The following is a 17,168-nucleotide window of genomic DNA, read 5'->3' as shown; positions in this document are numbered from 1 at the left end:
CTTGGGCCGGGTCGGGCTCCTTTCGTTGTTCCGGCTTTCTTGGCCTTTCCTTGTTGTCTTATGGGTCTATTAGCGTTGCCCCTGTGCGGGGCGGCACCTACTTTCTTTGCTGCTGCAAAGAAAGTAGGCAAGGAAGACAGCTCAAACCGCTAACTCTTAAGCGGGTCCCTCGGTCTGCGCGAGGTAGTGGTGCATCTGGAATCCGTGCTCCCGCACATTCAGCACCCGTGACAAGGCCGTCATTCCTCCGGCGGCGCTACGCGCGCCGAATCCCCGTTCAAAAACCATCGGTTGTTCCGGCGCATCGCCGAGGCGTAGCCGACGGCCCCCGCTGCGCGGGCCAAATCACTGGTTTCCCTCGCGGACCCGTCCGCGACCCACGCAGTGCGGAGTGGGAGGGATGATGGCCTGGTCACGAACGGGGAATGTGCGGGGGCACGGATTCCAGATGCACCACTGCCTCATGCGGACCACGGGACCCACTTATGAGCTGGCGGTTTGAGCTGTCTTCTTTGCCTACTTTCTTTGCAGCAGCAAAGAAAGTAGGTGCCGCCCCGCACAGGGGCAACGCCAATAGACCGATAACAAAACAAGGAAAGGCCAACGCCGCAGGAACACAGACAAAAAAGAGGCGCCGCCCTGCCCAAGGGCAACGCCAATAGCCCGACAACCCAGCAAGGAAAGGCCAACCAAGCCAGAACAACGAAAAAACAGGCCCCACCAAGGCCCCTTGGTAATAAGAACTTCTCATGACTGTCACGCCGAAGTCACGCGCGCCCGGCCCAATACGGGCACCGCCACTCGACGCGTGAGCCATGGACCCAAATACGTCCGCGACTTCCCTGTTTCGTCAAACCGGTCCGAGCGTCGACTCCGTCGCGTTCCGGCCCGCCCCGGGTTCTACTCATCACGGCCTGCCGCTGCCGGCGACGCCATCTCTCGATGCCAACGCCGACCATCACGACGACGGCCACGACAATCCGCACCGCTATCGCACGATCTGGCTCTCGGATATCCACCTCGGTTCGAGCGGCTGCCAGGCAGGTTATCTGCTCGACTTCCTGCGCCACAACGAATCGGAGTACCTGTACCTCGTCGGCGACATCATCGACGGCTGGCAGTTGAAGAAAGGCTGGTACTGGCCGCAGGCGCACAACGACGTCGTGCAGAAAGTGCTGCGCAAAGCGCGCAAAGGCACCCAGGTCATCTACGTGCCCGGCAATCACGACGAAGCCGCGCGCCAGTTCTGCGACCTCGCGTTCGGCGACATTCACGTGCGCGGCGAAGCGTTCCACACGACGCTCGCCGGCAAGCGCCTGTGGATCGTGCACGGCGATCTGTTCGACGGCGTGATCCAGCACGCGAAGTGGCTCGCCTACCTCGGCGACACGCTGTACACGATGATCCTTGTGCTGAACCGCTGGTTCAACCGCATCCGCAGCAAGCTCGGCTTCCCGTACTGGTCGCTGTCGCAATACCTGAAGCATCAGGTCAAGAACGCGGTCAACTTCATCTCGTCGTTCGAACGCGTGATGACCGACGAAGCGCGTCGCCGCGGTTGCGACGGCGTCGTCTGCGGGCACATCCACAAGGCCGAGATGCGCGAGATCGACGGCGTGCTCTATTGCAACGACGGCGATTGGGTCGAGAGTCTGTCGGCGCTCGTCGAGACCTATGAAGGCGAGCTCAAGGTGATCTTCTGGACCGCGCTGCGCGCGCCCCAGGCGGGCACGCAAAAAGCCCGCGCCACTGCCTGAGCAGTTCCACTCTTCAATTCCAAAGGGCCCGCAGCGATGAACAACGCGATGAAGATCATGATCGTCACCGACGCATGGGAGCCGCAAGTCAACGGCGTCGTGCGCACGCTGAAGAACACCCGGCGCGAACTCACCGCGCTCGGCCATCAGGTCGATCTGCTGACGCCGCTCGAATTCCGCACCATTCCGTGCCCGACGTATCCGGAGATTCGCCTGTCGCTGCTGCCGCGCCGCCGGCTGCACGAGCGTATCGACCGTTTCGCGCCCGACGCGTTGCACATCGCGACCGAAGGTCCGCTCGGCATGGCCGCGCGCGCGTATGCGCTGAAGCACAAACTGCCGTTCACGACCGCGTATCACACGCGCTTTCCCGAGTACGTGCAGGCGCGCTTTCGCATCCCGCTCGCGGCCACCTACAAATTTCTGCACTGGTTCCATGGGCCGTCGCTCGCGGTGATGGCGCCGACGCCCGTCGTCAAGCAGGACCTCGAAAAGTTCGGCTTCACCAACGTCGTGCTATGGACGCGCGGCGTCGATCTCGAGATCTTCCGTCCGATGGACTCGAAGGTGCTCAACAGCGCGCGGCCGATCTTCCTGTACGTGGGACGCGTGGCGGTCGAGAAGAACGTCGAGGCATTCCTGCAGCTCGATCTGCCCGGCTCGAAGTGGGTCGCGGGTGAAGGTCCGGCGCTCGCCGAACTGAAGTCGCGCTATCCGCAGGTCAACTATCTGGGCGTGCTGTCGCAGGCCGAGCTCGCGAAGGTCTACGCGGCCGCCGACGTCTTCGTGTTTCCGAGCCGCACCGACACGTTCGGGCTCGTGCTGCTCGAAGCGCTCGCATGCGGCACGCCGGTGGCCGCCTATCCGGTCACCGGTCCGATCGACGTGCTCGGCGACGGCGGCGCCGGTGCGATGCACGAGGAGCTGCGCGAAGCCTGTCTCGAAGCACTGAAGATCGATCGATCGCATGCGCGCGCGTGGGCCGAGCGCTTCTCGTGGGCGGCGGCGTCCGCACAATTCGCCGCGCATCTGAAGCCGCTGCGCGGCCCGGCGTATCGTGAGGAAAGCGCCGCCGCGTGATGCGGCGCGCGCGGAGCTATCCATGCGAAGCAGTCGATCCAGCGCCGAAGGCGCGTCGAACGGCGCACTGCGCGCCGTCGAGTCCACCAGCGACACCACGAGCATCGAACCGTTCGACGACGTCCGCGAGCCGGGTGTGGCCGAGCATGCGGATACCGCGCATCGCGTGAACGGCGCGAGAACCATGAACGGCGGCGCCAACGTCGCGGGCGGCGCGCAACACGACGCCACCCACGACACCCATCGCGAGTCGACTCGCGACTCAACTCGCGACGCCCCCCACGAGCCGCTCAGCCCCGACGACCCGCTCGCCCCGCTGCCTTTCAACCCCTATAAAGGCAACCGCGGCCTCACGCGAGCATGGCACGCGATGAAAAACTCGCTGGCCGGTTTTCGCGTCGCGATTCGCGAGGAGAGCGCGTTCCGGCAGGAACTCACGCTGGCCGCGATCCTGATCCCGTGCGGCCTCGTGGTGCCCGTCGACCCCGTGTCGCGCGTGCTGCTGCTCGGCTCGGTGCTGCTCGTGCTGATCGTCGAGCTGCTCAATTCGAGCGTCGAGGCGGCAATCGACCGGATCTCGCTCGAGCGTCACGAGCTGTCGCGCCGCGCGAAAGATCTCGGCAGCGCGGCCGTGATGGTCGCGCTCGGCATGTGTCTGATGACGTGGGGGTTGATCGTCGGGCCGCTAGTGGTCGGCTGGATTCGCGCGTGGCTTTGAGGTTCGACGCGGGTTGAAGCGCGCGTATCGGCGCACGCTCCATGCGCGGCCAACGCGCTCGCGCCGGCACCTCCGCCGGAATGAAAATCCGCACAGCCGGTTGGGTATTAGAACGCTCGGTTTATAATCGTTTGACGGTCTCACAGGAAAACCGCTCGCGCAGTCGTTGCCGCGCCTCGCGTCATCCTGCCCTTTCGGGGGGCCCGCCGCATCGCAGCGGGTTCGGGAGAGCTCAAAATACCAACCGCATCCGGGTGGAACACGCAGCAGCGGCACGCCGCCGCGCGATCAGCCCGGCATAACCAGGGCCGGACGACATGGAAGCCAAACCTCCCCGCCGCACGCGCGAACGGATTCTCGAACTGTCGTTGAAGCTATTCAACGAAATCGGCGAGCCGAACGTCACGACGACGACGATCGCCGAGGAAATGGAAATCAGTCCAGGCAACCTGTACTACCACTTCCGCAACAAAGACGACATCATCAACAGCATCTTCAGCCAGTTCGAGCAGGAGATCGAAAAGCGTCTGCGTTTCCCCGACGACCATCGCGCGACCATCGACGAAATGTGGTCGTATCTGCAGTACATGGTCGATTTCACGTGGCGCTACCGCTTCCTGTACCGCGACCTGAACGACCTGCTCGCCCGTAACCGCACGCTCGAGACGCACTTCAAGCAGATCATCAGTCACAAGGTGCGCTTCGCGAGCCAGTTCTGCGAGCAGCTCGTCGCCGATGGCGAAATGGTCGCGACGCCGCAGGAAATGCAGGTGATCGCGACCAACGTGGGCGTGATCGGCACCTACTGGCTGTCCTATCAGTTCGTGATGAATCCGCGCAAATACAACGAGCAGGAAGCGATCCGCGAGGAGCTGCATCAGGTGAGCGTGCAGATCGTCTCGCTGATGGCGCCCTACCTGCGCGGCCGCTCGCGGCAGCTGTTCGACGACCTCGTATCGGGCACGCTGCCCAAGCGCGAGTTCTACGACTACCTGCCGCCGCGTGAAGGCGCCGCGCCTCGCAACGAATCGAAGGACAGTTGAGCATGAAGTCGGTGTGTGTCTATTGCGGCTCCTCGATGGGGGCCAAACCGTTGTATGCGCAGGCGGCGCGCGCGTTCGGCCGCGCGCTGGTCGAGGCCGATCTCGCGCTCGTCTACGGCGGCGGCAAGGTGGGGTTGATGGGCGTGATCGCCGATACCGTGATGGCCGAAGGCGGCCGCGCGGTCGGCGTGATTCCCGAGCTGCTGGTCAGCAAGGAAGTGGGTCATAACGGCCTGACGGAGCTGCACGTGGTGCCCGACATGCATCATCGCAAGAAGATGATGGCCGAGCTGGCCGACGCGTTCGTCGCGATGCCGGGCGGCGCGGGCACGCTCGAGGAGCTGTTCGAGGTCTTCACGTGGGCGCAGTTGGGCTACCACGGCAAACCGGTTGCACTCCTGAACACCGGCGGCTTCTACGAGCCGCTGATCCACCTGCTTCAGCACACGATCGACGAAGGCTTCTTGCGCAAGACCTATCTCGACATGCTGCAGATCGACGCCGATCCGGCCACGCTGATCGGCAAGCTGCAACGCTACGCGCCGCCCGCGCGCGACAAATGGGCGGCGGTGCAAAGCGACGCGATTTAACCCCCTGTCCGCCGAACCCGAGCGCGGCGCGCCGCGCGCGCATCACCCCAACCATGAGGATGCGATGACGAAAGCTGTTCTGATTACCGGCGGCAGCCGCGGCATCGGCCGCGCCACCGCGCGGCTGCTGGGCGCGCGCGGCTGGTGCGTCGGCGTGAACTACGTGCGTGATATCGCCGCCGCGCAGCAGACGGTCGCCGAGGTCGAACACGCGGGCGGCCGCGCCGTGCCGATCGCCGGTGATGTCGCGAACGAAGCCGACGTGATCGCCATGTTCGATACGCTGCAGCAAAGCTTCGGCGGCATCGATGCGCTCGTCAACAACGCCGGCATCGTCGCGCCGTCGAGCCAGCTCGCCGACATGGACTTCGCGCGTCTGAAGCGCGTGTTCGACGTCAACGTGCTCGGCGCGTATCTGTGCGCGCGCGAAGCGGCGCGGCGCATGTCGACCGAGCGCGGCGGCAAGGGCGGCGCCATCGTCAATGTTTCGTCGGCGGCGGCGCGGCTCGGTTCGCCGAACGAATACGTCGATTATGCGGGCTCGAAAGGCGCAATCGACACGATGACGCTCGGCCTCGCGAAAGAGCTCGGCCCGCAGGGCGTGCGCGTGAATGCGGTGCGTCCGGGCCTGATCGATACTGAGATCCATGCGAGCGGCGGCAAGCCCGAGCGCGCCGCGCAGCTGGGCGTGACCACGCCGCTCGGCCGCCCCGGCCGCGCCGACGAAGTCGCCGAGGCCATCGTGTGGCTGCTCAGCGATGCATCGTCGTATGTAACGGGCGCGCTGTTCGACGTCGCCGGCGGCCGCTGAGCGCATGTCGCCACCAAGTCTTGAACGCCAGGCGCGGCCCGCCACGGCCGCGCCGTTTTCAGCGTATTCCCCTCTCTCCTCTGCCGCCGCGAATCGCCGTCGATCCGTCATGAAACCGGCACAGCCGCGCATCAACTGCGCGCGCCTCTCTTCACCTGTAATCTTCAGTAATAATGCGGCGCTACAATCATGCGAATCCTATGCATCCGCAACCAATGTAAGCAAAACATAAGTACGAGGCCAACGCCGCCGCGTACGATGACCAGAGACTTCCATGCAAGACAAGCAGTCCGCGCGCTGGCGCACGCACGATGCCTACGCGACGGCCTCGAGCTCCTCCGCTCCCGCAGGCGGCGGGCATCAGGCCGCGCTTTCCGCCAGCAGAGCGGGCCCATTTAGCGGCCCGCAGACCCAGCCAGCCATCGGGGACACCGCAGCTTCGGCACCGGCGATCTACAACGCCGACTCCGCTCACGCGCCGGGCTCCCCCGTTTCCGCAGACCGCGCCACGCGCGGCCTGCAGCGTTGGCGCGCGCTCGCGGCGATCCGCCCACTGCTGTGGCTGGTCGCGCTGGCGATCCTGTGCGCGTGGCTGATGCCTGGCATTCTCGGCCACGAGCCGTGGAAGCAGGACGAAACCTACACGTTCGGCATCATCCAGCACATGCTCGATACCGGCGACCTCGTCGTGCCGACCAATGCCGGTCAGCCCTTCGTCGAAAAGCCGCCGATCTACGACTGGGTCGCCGCCGGCTTCGCGTGGATGTTCGGCCGCTATCTGCCGCTGCACGACGCGGCACGGCTCGCGAGCGCGCTGTTCGCGGGCCTGACGGTGTACTACACCGCGCGAGTCGCGCGTCGCGCGGTCGCTGCGTCGAGCTGGTTCGACCTGCGCGTGATCGGCACGCTCGCGCTGTTCGGCGGCACGCTGGTCGTCGTCAAACACGTGCACGACATGATGACCGACGTCGCGCTGATGGGCGGCGCCGCGCTCGGCTTTTGCGGACTATTCGAACTCGTGCTCGTGCATCTTCGCGACGACCCGCGCGCCGCGTCGTATTTTCCGCTGTATGCGCAACCGGCGACACAAGGCAAACCACTCGATGCCCGCGAGCGGCGCAACGCGATCATCAGCGGCGCGACGATGTTCGGCGCGGGCATCGGCGTGTCGCTGCTCGCCAAGGGCCTGTTCGTACCGCTCGTGTTCGGCGCCACCACCTGCGCGGCGCTGCTGCTCTATCCCGCATGCCGCAGCCGCAGCTTCGCCGGCGCGCTCTGCGTCGCCGCGCTCGTCTGCGCGCCGTTCGCGCTGATCTGGCCGATCTGCTTCTACCTGCGCTCCGAGGCACTCTTCAAGGTCTGGCTGTGGGACAACAACGTCGGGCGCTTCTTCGGTTTTTCGGTCGCCGAGCTCGGCTCCGAAAACGAGAGCCGCCTGTTCGTGCTGCGCACCGTGCTGAGCGTCGGCTTTCCGGTCGTGCCGCTCGCGCTGGCCGCGCTCGCAGGGGGTGCATGGCGGCGCTGGCGCGATCCGCGCGTCGCGTTGCCGCTGCTGTTCGCGGGCATCGGTTTCGCGGTGCTGCAAAGCTCGGCGACGGTCCGCGAGCTGTACATCCTGCCGTTCATCGCGCCGCTCGCGCTGGTCGCGATGCAGGGCGTCGAACGCTTGCCGGCGCGCCTGCATACCGGCTGGGACATGACGAGCCGCGTGCTGTTCGGCAGCGCGGCCGCGCTCGTGTGGATCGTCTGGTCGACCATGACGAGCCCCGCGAGCAACCGTGCATCGCTGCATCTGCTCGGCCGCTGGCTGCCGCTCGACTGGGTGCTGCCGATCTCGCCCGCGCTGATCGTCGGCGCGCTGCTGCTGACGATCGGCTGGCTGTGGCTGCTGCCGTCGTTCAAGCACGCAGGCAAATGGCGCGGCGCGCTCAGCTGGTGCGCGGGCGCGATGCTCGCCTGGGGGCTCGTCAGCACGCTGCTGCTGCCGTGGCTCGACTACGCGAAGAGCTACCGCTCGGTGTTCCGGGACCTCGGCGAGAAGATGAATATCGAATGGAACGACGGCGACTGCATGGCGAGCTCCGGACTCGGCGAATCCGAAGCGCCGATGCTCTTCTACTACACGGGCATCGTGCATCAGCCGAGCGAAGATCCGCGCACCACCGCCTGCACGTGGCTGATCCAGGAAAGCCGCCGCGACAAAGCGCGGCCGCCGGCCGGCGAATGGCGGCTGTTCTGGTCCGGCGCGCGGCCGGGCGATTCGGATGAGCTGTTGCGCGTATTCGTGCGCACGCCGGTGGCGGGCAAGACGCAAGGCGACGAGTAGCGCCGCGCAACGCGCCGCGCCGGCCGAGTGCCGCCCGCGCGCGTCCGCGTTGATTCAGAACGACGAACCAGGCTCGCGCAGAAACGCGATCTCCTCGTCGCTCGATTCACGCCCGAGCCAAACGTTGCGATGTGGATAGCGGCCAAACCGCTCGATCACTTTCGCGTGCAGCAGCGCGTATTGATAGTAGCCCTCGCCGCCCGGCTCCTGATCGAGCTGTTTGAACAGACGCAGCGACTCCTGCTGGCTCGCGAGCGTTTCATCGTGCTCGAACGGCAAATACGCGAACGCGCGATGGTGTACGTCCGGCAACAACCGATCGGCGCCGCTCGCGATCATCCGTTGCGCGGTTTGCAGCGCCTTGCCGTCGGTCGCGAAGGCGCGCGCCGTATGTCGGTGGCAGTTACGCGAAAACTGGTCCAGCACGATGACGAGCGCCAACGCGCCCAATGGCGTGGCCTGCCACGCGTCGAGCTCACCCGCGTACGCCGCATCGATCAGATCGCCGAAACGCTCGCGCAGCATCGTATCGAAGGCGTCGTCGCGCTTGAACCAGAGCTTGCGTTCCGTGCCGTGCTCCGCGGTGCCCGGCGCGCCGAACCAGCAGTCGAGAATCTCGCGCGCCCGCGGTGCGAGCGCCGCACGGTCGGCTTCGAGCGAGTACGGCGCCGGTGTGGCGTGCTGCGGCAGGTCAGCCATTGCGGTTGCGCATCCAGTCGGCGGTTTCGAAGAACGAGCCGAGCAGGCGCTCGCGCAGCGGCTCGGGCAAGCCGACATCCTCCATCGCCCACGCCATGCACCTGAGCCACTGGTCGCGCTCGCTCGACGCGATCGCGAACGGCAGATGCCGCGCGCGCAGACGTGGATGGCCAAAGCGGCTGATGTAGTGATCGGGGCCACCGAGCCAGCCGCACAAAAACCAGAACAGCTTGTCGCGCGAACCTTCGAGCGACGCCGGATGCAGCGAGCGAATCCCGGCGAAATCCGCCTCGAGATCCATCAGGTCGTAAAACCGGTCGACCAGTTCGCGCACGCGCGCCTCGCCGCCCACCAGTTCGAAGGCCGTCGGCTTGTCCGAGGACGCTTCGTCGTTCAAATCGCTCATACCCTGCTCAACAACAAAAAAGATCGGAAAGAAAACTCACGCGTCGCGCAGCGATTGCAGCGCGGGCCGCGCCAACACATGCCGCAGACTCAGCCATCCGCCGACGCCCGCACAGGCGACCCCGGCGGCTATGCCCGCAGGCAGCAGCCACGGATCGAAGTCCAGATAGAACTCGAACACGTGCGTGGCCAGCATCGAGCCGACGATCTGCGCGCCGACCGCCGCCATCAGGCCGGCCAGCGCGCCGACCGCGACGAATTCGGCCACCTGCACCGAGCGCACCTGACGATGCGATGCGCCCAGCGCGCGCAGCAGCGCGGATTCTCGCATACGCTCGTCGCGCGTGCCGGCGAGCGCCGCGTACAGCACCAGCACGCCGGCCGCGAGCGTGAACGCGAACAGGAACTGCACCGCGCCGATCACCTGCTGCAACACGCGCTGCACCTGCGCGAGGATCGGACCGGTATCGATCGCGGTCAGATTGGGATACGCGGCGATCAGGCTGTCGATCGTCGACTGTTTGTCCGCCGGCAGATGGAAGCTCGTAATGAACGTCGCCGGAAAATCCTGCAGCGAGACCGGCGGCATCAGCACGAAGAAGTTGACCTTGAACGACCCCCAGTCGAGCTTGCGCACGCTCGTGACCGGCGCCTCGACCGTGAGGCCCGTCACGTCGAAGCGCAGCACGTCGCCGGGCTTCACGTTGATCAGCTTCGCGAGACCCTGCTCGATCGAGATCTGCGGCTTCGTCGTATCGCCGAACCAGCTGCCCGCGGCGATCCGGTTGTCGTCGGGCAACTGCGTCGTGTACGACAGGTTGAATTCGCGGTCCACCAGTCGCCGCGCGTCCTCGCCCTTGAACGAGTCCGGGTTGACAGCCTTGCCGTTGATCGCGACGAGCCGCCCGCGCACCATCGGCGACAGCGCCGCGCCGGCGATGCCGTGCGAATCCAGATACTGCGTGACCGCGTCGCGCTGATCGGGCTGGATGTCGATGATGAACTCGTTGGGCGCATCGGGCGGCGTCGATTTGCGCCAGCCCTGCACGAGGTCGTTGCGCGTCATCGCGATCAGCAGCAGGCACATCAGGCCGATGCCGAGCGCGGTGATCTGCAGCGCGCTGGTGCTGCTGCGCCGCTCGAGCGACGCGAGCGCATAGCGCCAGCCGATGCCCGCATTGACACGCTCGCTGCGCACCACGCGCGCCGCGCCCCACAACGCGAGCCGCGCGATGCCGGCGAATACCAGCAGCCCGCCCGCGAAGCCGCCCGCAACGATGCCGCCGAGCTTCAACTCGCCGGCGGCGAGAATCAGCAGCCCCGCGAACAGTACGATGCCGAACGCGTAGGCGGCCCAAGCGGTGCGTCCCTCCTCGCCCCATTCACGCCGCAGCACGCGCACCGGCGGCACGCGCGTGAGCGGCAACAGCGGCGGCAGCGCGAAGCCGAGCAGCAGCACGAGGCCGGCCGCGACGCCTTCGAGCGCGGGCCACGGCGTCGGCTGCGGCAGCACCACGTCGATCAGGCCGCCGAGCCATGTCAGCAGCGCGAGATGGCCGAGGTAGCCGAGCGCCACGCCGAGCACGCCGCCGAGCCCGCCGAGCCCGACGAATTCGAGCGTGAACAGCGCGCGCAGCGCGGCATGGCTCACGCCCAGGCAGCGCATCGCCGCGCAGCCGTCGAGATGCCGGCGCATGTAGCGGTGCGCGGCCATCGCGATCGCGACCGCCGCGAGCAGCGCGGTCAACAGCGATACGAGCGTCAGGAAGTGCCCCGCGCGATCGAGCGTCTGACGCACCTGCGGCTGGCCGTCCTGCAGCGATTCGAGCGCGACGCCGCGCATCTTGCCGCCGTCGACGTGGTCATGCGCGAACCGCGCGAAGCGCGCGACCGTGTCGTCTGAACCGGCGACCAGCAGCCGGTACGTGACGCGGCTGCCGTACGCGATCAGGCCGGTCGACTGCACGTCGTCGGCGCGCAGCATCAGACGCGGCGAAAAGTTGACGAACGAGAAGCCGCGATCGAGTTCGCGCGTGATCAGCGCGGCGACCGTGAAGTTGCGACTGCCGACCTTCACCGCATCGCCGATCTTCAGCTTCAGCGCGTCGAGCAATTCCTGGTCGACCCACACGGTGCCCGGCGCCGGAATCGAGGTCGCCGGATGATCGGCCGCACCCGGTGCCGCCGCGATGCGCAACGCGCCGCGCAACGGATAACCCGTCGACACCGCCTTGACGGCGGCGAGCCGCGACGCCGGCTGCGCGCCGGTCGAATTGATCATGCTGGGAAAGATCGCCGTGGTGGCGGTGCGCAGGCCCAAGGCATGCGCCTCGGCGGCGAATTGCGGGTCGACCGGATGATCGGCGCGCACGATGAAGTCGGCGGCGATCATGCGCCGCGCATCGCGCTCGAGCCCCTGATGCAGCCTATCGCCCAGAAAGCCGACGCTCGACAACGCCGCGACCGCCAGCACGAGCGCGAGCAGCAGCATCGTCAGTTCGCCCGCGCGCCAGTCGCGCGCCGTCATCCGCATGGCCTGGCGCACCAGATCGATGCCGCCGAGCCGACGCGCCGGTCTCGTGTCGGCGCGCGTTCTTGAACCCGCGTCGGATCCTGGTAGTGCTTCGCTCAATCGTGCCTGCTCCTCGCAAATCGCGACACCATGTGCGTGGCCATGCCGCGGAAACCGCCCTGCACGCCGCGCCACAATCGCGGCAACGCCCATGCCGCGAGCAGCAGAAAGCCTACCATCAAGACCAGAAACGCGAGCGGCGCGAACAGCGAGAGCAGCACGCCGCCGGTGACAAGGCCGTCCTCGGCGGTCGACGTGACGACGTTCGACACCGGCTCCGGCGACAGATTGATCAGCGCGCGGGTGCCCGCCTTCGTCAGATGCGCGGTGCCGGCGAGCGTGCCGCCCGCGAGCGCGGCGACGGTCAGCAACGCCGGATCGGCGTGGCCGAGCGCGCCGGCGGCCAACACGGCGCCGGCCGGAATGCGGATGAAGGTATGGATCGCGTCCCACAGCGAATCGAACGCGGGGATCTTGTCGGCGAGAAATTCGGCCAGCGTCAGCACCGCCGCGGCGCCGATCACCCATGGCGACGACAGCGCGGACAACGTGTTCGGCAAATGAATCAGGCCCAGACGTTCGAACACGCCGGCCAGCAGGACCGTCAGGTAGAGGCGCAGACCGCTGCCCCACGAAAGGCCCGCTGCAAGCGAAAGTGATTCAAGCATGGCCGCCTCCACGCGCTTTGTGCGTGCCGGGCGCCGCGGCGGGTACGAGCGGGCGTTCCGCGCCGAAGCCGTCAGGCTCGCCAGGCCGGCCAACCAGGCCGCGCCAGCCTGGCCGGGGGCAATCTCAAGGTCGTTTCTGTCTCATTATAGCTACGTCAATTCGCAGAACGTAGAGCGGCGAAGCCTCGCTGTGGCTTTCCGGCAAAGGCCGTCGCTACCTGAGCGGCCCGGGCCGCGGGGTCAATGCCCCGACGACAGTTTCAGCCCGACCAGACCGATCACGATCAGCGACGCGCTGGCGACGCGCGCGACCGTCAACGCTTCGCCCATCATCACGACACCGAAGATGAACGCACCGACCGCGCCGATCCCTGTCCAGACGGCATAGGCCGTGCCGAGCGGCAACTGGCGCATCGCGAGCGCGAGCAGCACGAAGCTGCCGAGCGCGGTCACGACCGTGAAGACGGACGGCCAGAAGCGGGTGAAACTTTCGGAAGTTTTGAGACCGGCCGCCCACGCGACTTCGAGCAAACCGGCAATCAATAGAAGAAACCAGGACATCGAAACAGCTCCATGAAAAATGGGGCCGTCCCCGATGATTGATGCACGCGTAAGGTCGTCCTTACGTCGGGAGATTATAGCGGAGCGGCATCGCGGACGCGCTCACACCGCCCCCACCAGCCGGTACCCGACGCCCGTCTCCGTGACGATGTGCTCGGGCTGCGCCGGATCGCGTTCGAGCTTGCCGCGCAGATGCGCCATGTAGATCCGCAAATAGTGGTGGCTCTCGACATGCGACGGCCCCCACACGTCGCGCAGCAACTGCCGATGCGTGAGCACGCGGCCGGCGTGGCGCACGAGCGTCGCCAGCAGCCGGTATTCGATCGGCGTCAGATGGATCGCGGCGCCGTCGCGCGTGACCTGGCGCAGCGCGAGGTCGACGGTGACCGCGCCGAAGCGCACCTGCGGCGATTCGTTCGCGCCGCCGTGATTGCGCCGCCGCAGATGCGCGCGGATCCGCGCGAGCAACTCGGACACGCCGAACGGCTTGGTCAGGTAGTCGTCGGCGCCGGCGTCGAGCGCGGCGACCTTTTCGCTTTCCTGGGTGCGCGCCGACAGCACGATCACCGGCAGCTCGCTCCAGCCGCGCAGCTCGCGGATCACGTCGAGGCCGTCGGTGTCGGGCAGGCCCAGATCGACGATCACGAGATCGGGCTTGCGCGTCGCCGCTTCGACGAGCCCCTGCTTGCCGGTCTCGGCGTCGTACACGGCGATGCCCTCGCCTTCGAGCGCCGTGCGCACGAAGCGGCGAATCTGCTTCTCGTCTTCGATCAGAACGACGGTGATGCTCAGGTCACTCATGGGTGGGTCGGGTGAGCGGGTTGAGGTCGGCGGTGGCGCCGGTTGCGGCGCTGCCGGACTGGATGGCGGTATGCGCTTCGGGTTGCGCAGTGCCGGGCTCGACTGGCTCGGCAACTCGCGACGGCTCGACTTGCTGCGACGGCTCCCCGCCCGGATGCGGCTGCGCCTCGACCGCACCTTCGTCTTCGAGCGTATCGAGCGTATCGAGCGTATCGGGCGCCTCGGGCGGCGTCTTGACCGGCAACGTGAACCAGAAGCGCGCGCCCTCGACATGGCCATTCGCGCCGATCCGGTTGAGCGCGCCGATTGTACCGCCGTGTGCCTCGACGATCGCGCGGCAGATCGCGAGCCCAAGGCCAATGCCCGGTTTCGCCGACTCCTTCTCGCCGCGCGTGAACTTCTCGAACACGCGCGCTTCCATGCCGGCGGGCAGGCCGGGGCCGTTGTCGTCGATCGTGATGCGCACGAACGGCGCGCCGTCCGCGTCGATCTGCTGCGCGCCGATCGCGAGCGGCGTGCCGGACGCCGTGTATTTGGCCGCGTTCTCGAACAGGTTCGAGAACAGCCGCTCCATCAGCACCGCGTCGAGATGCAACAGCGGCAGATCGGCGGGCAGCGTGACCTGCACCGGACGCTCGGCGAGCACGCGCTTGCACGCGCGCAGCGCGGCGCCGACGGTCTCCTCGAGCAGCGTCCATTGCTGGTTCAGTTGCAGGCTGCCGGCCTGCAGGCGCGCCATGTCGAGCAGGTTCGTGACGATGCCGGTCATGCGCAGCGCTTCTTCGTGGATTGCGTCGACGAGTTCGTCGTCGCGGTGCGCGCTGGATTGCGCGTCGGGTTGCAGGTTCGACGCCGCTTCGCTTCGTGCGGCGGGCGGCGCCAGGGTCTCGCCCTCCACCCGCGCCCTCTGCCGCCCCTGCGCGAGCATCGACGAAAACCCGACGATCGTCGTCAGCGGCGTGCGCAGATCGTGCGAAATCGCCGACAGCAGCGAATTGCGCAGCCGCTCCGACTCCATGTTGACGAGCGCATCGCGCGCGATATCGACGTAATGCACGCGTTCGAGCGCGAGCGCGATCTGCGCGGCGAACGCATCGAGCATGCGCCGCTGTTCGGGCACGGTCAGCTCGCGCTCGTCACGCACGACCACCGCGAGCACGCCGCGCGTGCGCATCGGCGCCTTCAGCGGTAGATACAGCGCCGCGGCGGCCGGCAGCGTGTCGGTGCCGTGGCCGGCCGGCTTCTGCTGATCGTAGACCCACTGGCCGACGTCGAGATCGAGCGCGTCGCCCTCGAGCGTGATCGCCGCGTCGGGGTCCTCGATCTTCTGTTTGACCTGATCGACGCTGTCGGGCAGCAGAATCGCGACGCGCGCGCCGAACACCTCGCTCACGTGCCGACTGCCGATGCCGACGATCTGCTCGGTCGCGAGCGCCGCGGCAAGCTCGCGCGCCATCTCGTACATCGCGCCGGTGCGTTGTTCGCGGCGTTGCGCGACGCTCGCCTCGTGGCGCAGGCTCGACGTCAGATGGCTGATCACGAGCGACGTCAGCAGCATGCCGAAGAACGTCAGCAGGTACTGCGTATCGGAGACCGACAGTGACATGCGCGGCGGCACGAAGAAAAAATCGAACGCGGCGACGCTCGCGAACGACAGCACGACACCCGGCCCGCGCCCGAGCTTCACCGCGGTGAAGATCACGCCGAGCAGATACAGCATCACGAGGTTGGTCAGATCGATGCGGTCGATCAGCTGGCTCGACAGCAGCGTGATCGCCGCGCCGATCGCGAGCGCGAACGCGTACGCGCGCGGCGGCGAACGACGCTCGCGCGCCGCGCTCAACGCCTCGCGCCACGCGTTCGCGGTCGTGTTCAACAGCCGCCGCTGCTCGCCGCCGTCGCGCTCCGACGCGACGCGAATCAGCGTGAGATCGAGATCGCCGCTTTTCTCCGCGATGCGCTCGCCAAGCGGCCGGCGCAACCAGCGCCTGACGCCCGCGCGCGACGATGCGCCCGCCACCAGCTTCGATACGTTGCGCGCCTGCGCGTAACCGATCAATGCATCGAGCGCATCGGCGGCGGCGAGCGTTGCGGTCTCGGCGCCGAGTTCGGCGGCGAGCTTCAACGCGTTCAGCGTGCGTTCGCGTCGTGCGTCGGGCAGGCGCTGCAACGCCGGCGTTTCGACATAAACCGCCAGCCAGTCGGCCTTCAGGCTCGCGGCGAGGCGCGCCGCCGAGCGCACCAGCGCCGGCGCTTCGGGACCCGGACCGACGCACACCAGCAGCCGCTCGCGCGCCTGCCAGATGCGCTGGATCGAACGATCGGCGCGGTACTCGCGCATCTGCGCGTCGACGCGATCGGCGGTGCGGCGCAGCGCCAGCTCACGCAGCGCGATCAGGTTGCCCTTGCGAAAGAAGTTACGCACCGCGCGCTCGGCCTGCTGCGCCATGTACACCTTGCCGTCGCGCATGCGGTCGAGCAGTTCCTCGGCCGGCAGATCGACGAGCGTGACTTCGTCGGCATGATCGAACACGCGATCGGGCACGGTCTCCCACACGCGGATGCCGGTGATCTGGCCGACCACGTCGTTCAGGCTCTCCAGGTGCTGCACGTTGACGGTCGTGTAGACGCCGATGCCCGCGTCGAGCAGTTCGTAGACGTCCTGCCAACGCTTCAGATGACGGGCGCCCTGCACGTTCGAATGCGCGAGTTCGTCGACGAGGATCAGCTGCGGCTTGCGCGCGAGCGCGGCGTCGAGATCGAACTCGCCGAGCTTGCGGCCGCGATACTCAATCTGCGCGAGCGGCAGCACGTCGAGCCCCGCGAGCAGCGCGGCGGTTTCGCTGCGCCCGTGCGTTTCGGCGATGCCGACCAGCACGTCGACACCTTCTTCCATGCGGCGGCGCGCGGCCTGCAGCATCGCATAGGTCTTGCCGACGCCGGCCGACGCGCCGAAGAAGATTTTCAGCCGGCCGCGCTGGCGTTTCTCTTCGTCGCGCTGCAGTTTGTCGAGCAGTTCGTCAGGATCGGGGCGGTTCATGCTCAGTGATTGTCATGGTCGTGCGAGCGGCGGTGCCTGCATGGTGGCACGGCCCGTGCCGCTCCGCAAATGACGGCGCGGCGCCACGCGGACGCCG

14 protein-coding genes are annotated in these 17,168 nt (G+C 67.1%); 7 read left to right on the top strand and 7 right to left on the bottom strand.

From position 1 onward, the window contains the following. Window positions 1-815: 815 nt before the first annotated feature. The 7 genes from EVC45_RS19165 to EVC45_RS19135 all read left to right on the top strand — a co-directional run bounded on the left by EVC45_RS19165 (window position 816) and on the right by EVC45_RS19135 (window position 8,325). Window positions 816-1,757 carry a UDP-2,3-diacylglucosamine diphosphatase gene (locus EVC45_RS19165; protein WP_129959622.1) on the top strand — a complete coding sequence of 314 codons (942 nt, stop codon included), beginning with the start codon at window positions 816-818 and terminating at the stop codon, window positions 1,755-1,757. 48 nt (window positions 1,758-1,805) lie between these two features. Next, the gene (locus EVC45_RS19160) at window positions 1,806-2,837 is read left to right on the top strand and encodes a glycosyltransferase family 1 protein (RefSeq protein ID WP_129959727.1); all 1,032 of its coding nucleotides are present in this window, start codon (window positions 1,806-1,808) and stop codon (window positions 2,835-2,837) included. A gap of 22 nt (window positions 2,838-2,859) precedes the next feature. Beyond that, complete coding sequence (locus tag EVC45_RS19155) at window positions 2,860-3,555, top strand: diacylglycerol kinase (protein WP_129959620.1); 696 nt, start codon at window positions 2,860-2,862, stop codon at window positions 3,553-3,555. Window positions 3,556-3,872: 317 nt separating this feature from the next. Beyond that, window positions 3,873-4,598 carry a TetR/AcrR family transcriptional regulator gene (locus EVC45_RS19150; RefSeq protein WP_018419991.1) on the top strand — a complete coding sequence of 242 codons (726 nt, stop codon included), beginning with the start codon at window positions 3,873-3,875 and terminating at the stop codon, window positions 4,596-4,598. 2 nt (window positions 4,599-4,600) lie between these two features. Next, on the top strand, window positions 4,601-5,188 hold the full coding sequence (locus EVC45_RS19145; protein WP_129959618.1) for a TIGR00730 family Rossman fold protein: 588 nt from the start codon (window positions 4,601-4,603) through the stop codon (window positions 5,186-5,188). 64 nt (window positions 5,189-5,252) lie between these two features. After that, on the top strand, window positions 5,253-5,999 hold the full coding sequence (locus tag EVC45_RS19140) for an SDR family oxidoreductase (protein WP_129959616.1): 747 nt from the start codon (window positions 5,253-5,255) through the stop codon (window positions 5,997-5,999). Between the two features lie 274 nt (window positions 6,000-6,273). Further along, window positions 6,274-8,325: a glycosyltransferase family 39 protein gene (locus tag EVC45_RS19135; protein ID WP_129959614.1), complete on the top strand. Its 2,052-nt coding sequence runs from the start codon at window positions 6,274-6,276 to the stop codon at window positions 8,323-8,325. Window positions 8,326-8,379: 54 nt separating this feature from the next. On the opposite strand, the gene EVC45_RS19130 is transcribed toward EVC45_RS19135, so the two are convergent. The 7 genes from EVC45_RS19130 to EVC45_RS19100 form a co-directional block, all read right to left on the bottom strand. Beyond that, window positions 8,380-9,024, bottom strand: coding sequence for a DUF924 family protein (locus EVC45_RS19130; protein WP_129959612.1), 645 nt, complete (start codon window positions 9,022-9,024; stop codon window positions 8,380-8,382). Continuing rightward, window positions 9,017-9,430, bottom strand: coding sequence for a group II truncated hemoglobin (locus EVC45_RS19125; protein WP_129959610.1), 414 nt, complete (start codon window positions 9,428-9,430; stop codon window positions 9,017-9,019). The genes EVC45_RS19130 and EVC45_RS19125 overlap by 8 nt, the downstream gene beginning before the upstream one ends. A gap of 36 nt (window positions 9,431-9,466) precedes the next feature. After that, entirely contained in the window at window positions 9,467-11,956 is a 2,490-nt protein-coding gene (locus EVC45_RS19120; protein WP_129959725.1) for an ABC transporter permease, read from the bottom strand. Window positions 11,957-12,057: 101 nt separating this feature from the next. Then, entirely contained in the window at window positions 12,058-12,669 is a 612-nt protein-coding gene (locus EVC45_RS19115) for a DUF4126 domain-containing protein (RefSeq protein WP_129959608.1), read from the bottom strand. Window positions 12,670-12,909: 240 nt separating this feature from the next. Further along, window positions 12,910-13,230 carry a quaternary ammonium compound efflux SMR transporter SugE gene (gene sugE, locus EVC45_RS19110; protein WP_129959606.1) on the bottom strand — a complete coding sequence of 107 codons (321 nt, stop codon included), beginning with the start codon at window positions 13,228-13,230 and terminating at the stop codon, window positions 12,910-12,912. Window positions 13,231-13,332: 102 nt separating this feature from the next. Beyond that, window positions 13,333-14,031, bottom strand: a complete 699-nt coding sequence (gene kdpE / locus EVC45_RS19105; RefSeq protein ID WP_129959604.1) for a two-component system response regulator KdpE — start codon at window positions 14,029-14,031, stop codon at window positions 13,333-13,335. Further along, window positions 14,024-17,071, bottom strand: coding sequence for a DUF4118 domain-containing protein (locus EVC45_RS19100; protein ID WP_248295185.1), 3,048 nt, complete (start codon window positions 17,069-17,071; stop codon window positions 14,024-14,026). The genes kdpE and EVC45_RS19100 overlap by 8 nt, the downstream gene beginning before the upstream one ends. Window positions 17,072-17,168 lie beyond the last annotated feature (97 nt).

It is taken from the genome of Paraburkholderia sp. UYCP14C (assembly GCF_004197395.1).
Classification (GTDB): Bacteria; Pseudomonadota; Gammaproteobacteria; order Burkholderiales; family Burkholderiaceae; genus Paraburkholderia.
Note: the sequence above shows the minus strand (reverse complement) of the source record. Positions and strands in the feature narration are given on the sequence as shown.

Excerpts from the sequence above, each read along its gene's own strand:
- EVC45_RS19120 (WP_129959725.1), bottom strand. The coding sequence starts at position 11,956 with ATGACGGCGCGCGACTGGCGCGCGGGCGAACTGACGATGCTGCTGCTC.
- kdpE (WP_129959604.1), bottom strand. The coding sequence starts at position 14,031 with ATGAGTGACCTGAGCATCACCGTCGTTCTGATCGAAGACGAGAAGCAG.
- EVC45_RS19155 (WP_129959620.1), top strand. The coding sequence starts at position 2,860 with ATGCGAAGCAGTCGATCCAGCGCCGAAGGCGCGTCGAACGGCGCACTG.
- EVC45_RS19135 (WP_129959614.1), top strand. The coding sequence starts at position 6,274 with ATGCAAGACAAGCAGTCCGCGCGCTGGCGCACGCACGATGCCTACGCG.
- EVC45_RS19150 (WP_018419991.1), top strand. The coding sequence starts at position 3,873 with ATGGAAGCCAAACCTCCCCGCCGCACGCGCGAACGGATTCTCGAACTG.
- EVC45_RS19145 (WP_129959618.1), top strand. The coding sequence starts at position 4,601 with ATGAAGTCGGTGTGTGTCTATTGCGGCTCCTCGATGGGGGCCAAACCG.
- EVC45_RS19165 (WP_129959622.1), top strand. The coding sequence starts at position 816 with ATGGACCCAAATACGTCCGCGACTTCCCTGTTTCGTCAAACCGGTCCG.
- EVC45_RS19140 (WP_129959616.1), top strand. The coding sequence starts at position 5,253 with ATGACGAAAGCTGTTCTGATTACCGGCGGCAGCCGCGGCATCGGCCGC.
- EVC45_RS19125 (WP_129959610.1), bottom strand. The coding sequence starts at position 9,430 with ATGAGCGATTTGAACGACGAAGCGTCCTCGGACAAGCCGACGGCCTTC.
- EVC45_RS19130 (WP_129959612.1), bottom strand. The coding sequence starts at position 9,024 with ATGGCTGACCTGCCGCAGCACGCCACACCGGCGCCGTACTCGCTCGAA.
- EVC45_RS19100 (WP_248295185.1), bottom strand. The coding sequence starts at position 17,071 with ATGAACCGCCCCGATCCTGACGAACTGCTCGACAAACTGCAGCGCGAC.
- EVC45_RS19115 (WP_129959608.1), bottom strand. The coding sequence starts at position 12,669 with ATGCTTGAATCACTTTCGCTTGCAGCGGGCCTTTCGTGGGGCAGCGGT.
- EVC45_RS19160 (WP_129959727.1), top strand. The coding sequence starts at position 1,806 with ATGAAGATCATGATCGTCACCGACGCATGGGAGCCGCAAGTCAACGGC.
- sugE (WP_129959606.1), bottom strand. The coding sequence starts at position 13,230 with ATGTCCTGGTTTCTTCTATTGATTGCCGGTTTGCTCGAAGTCGCGTGG.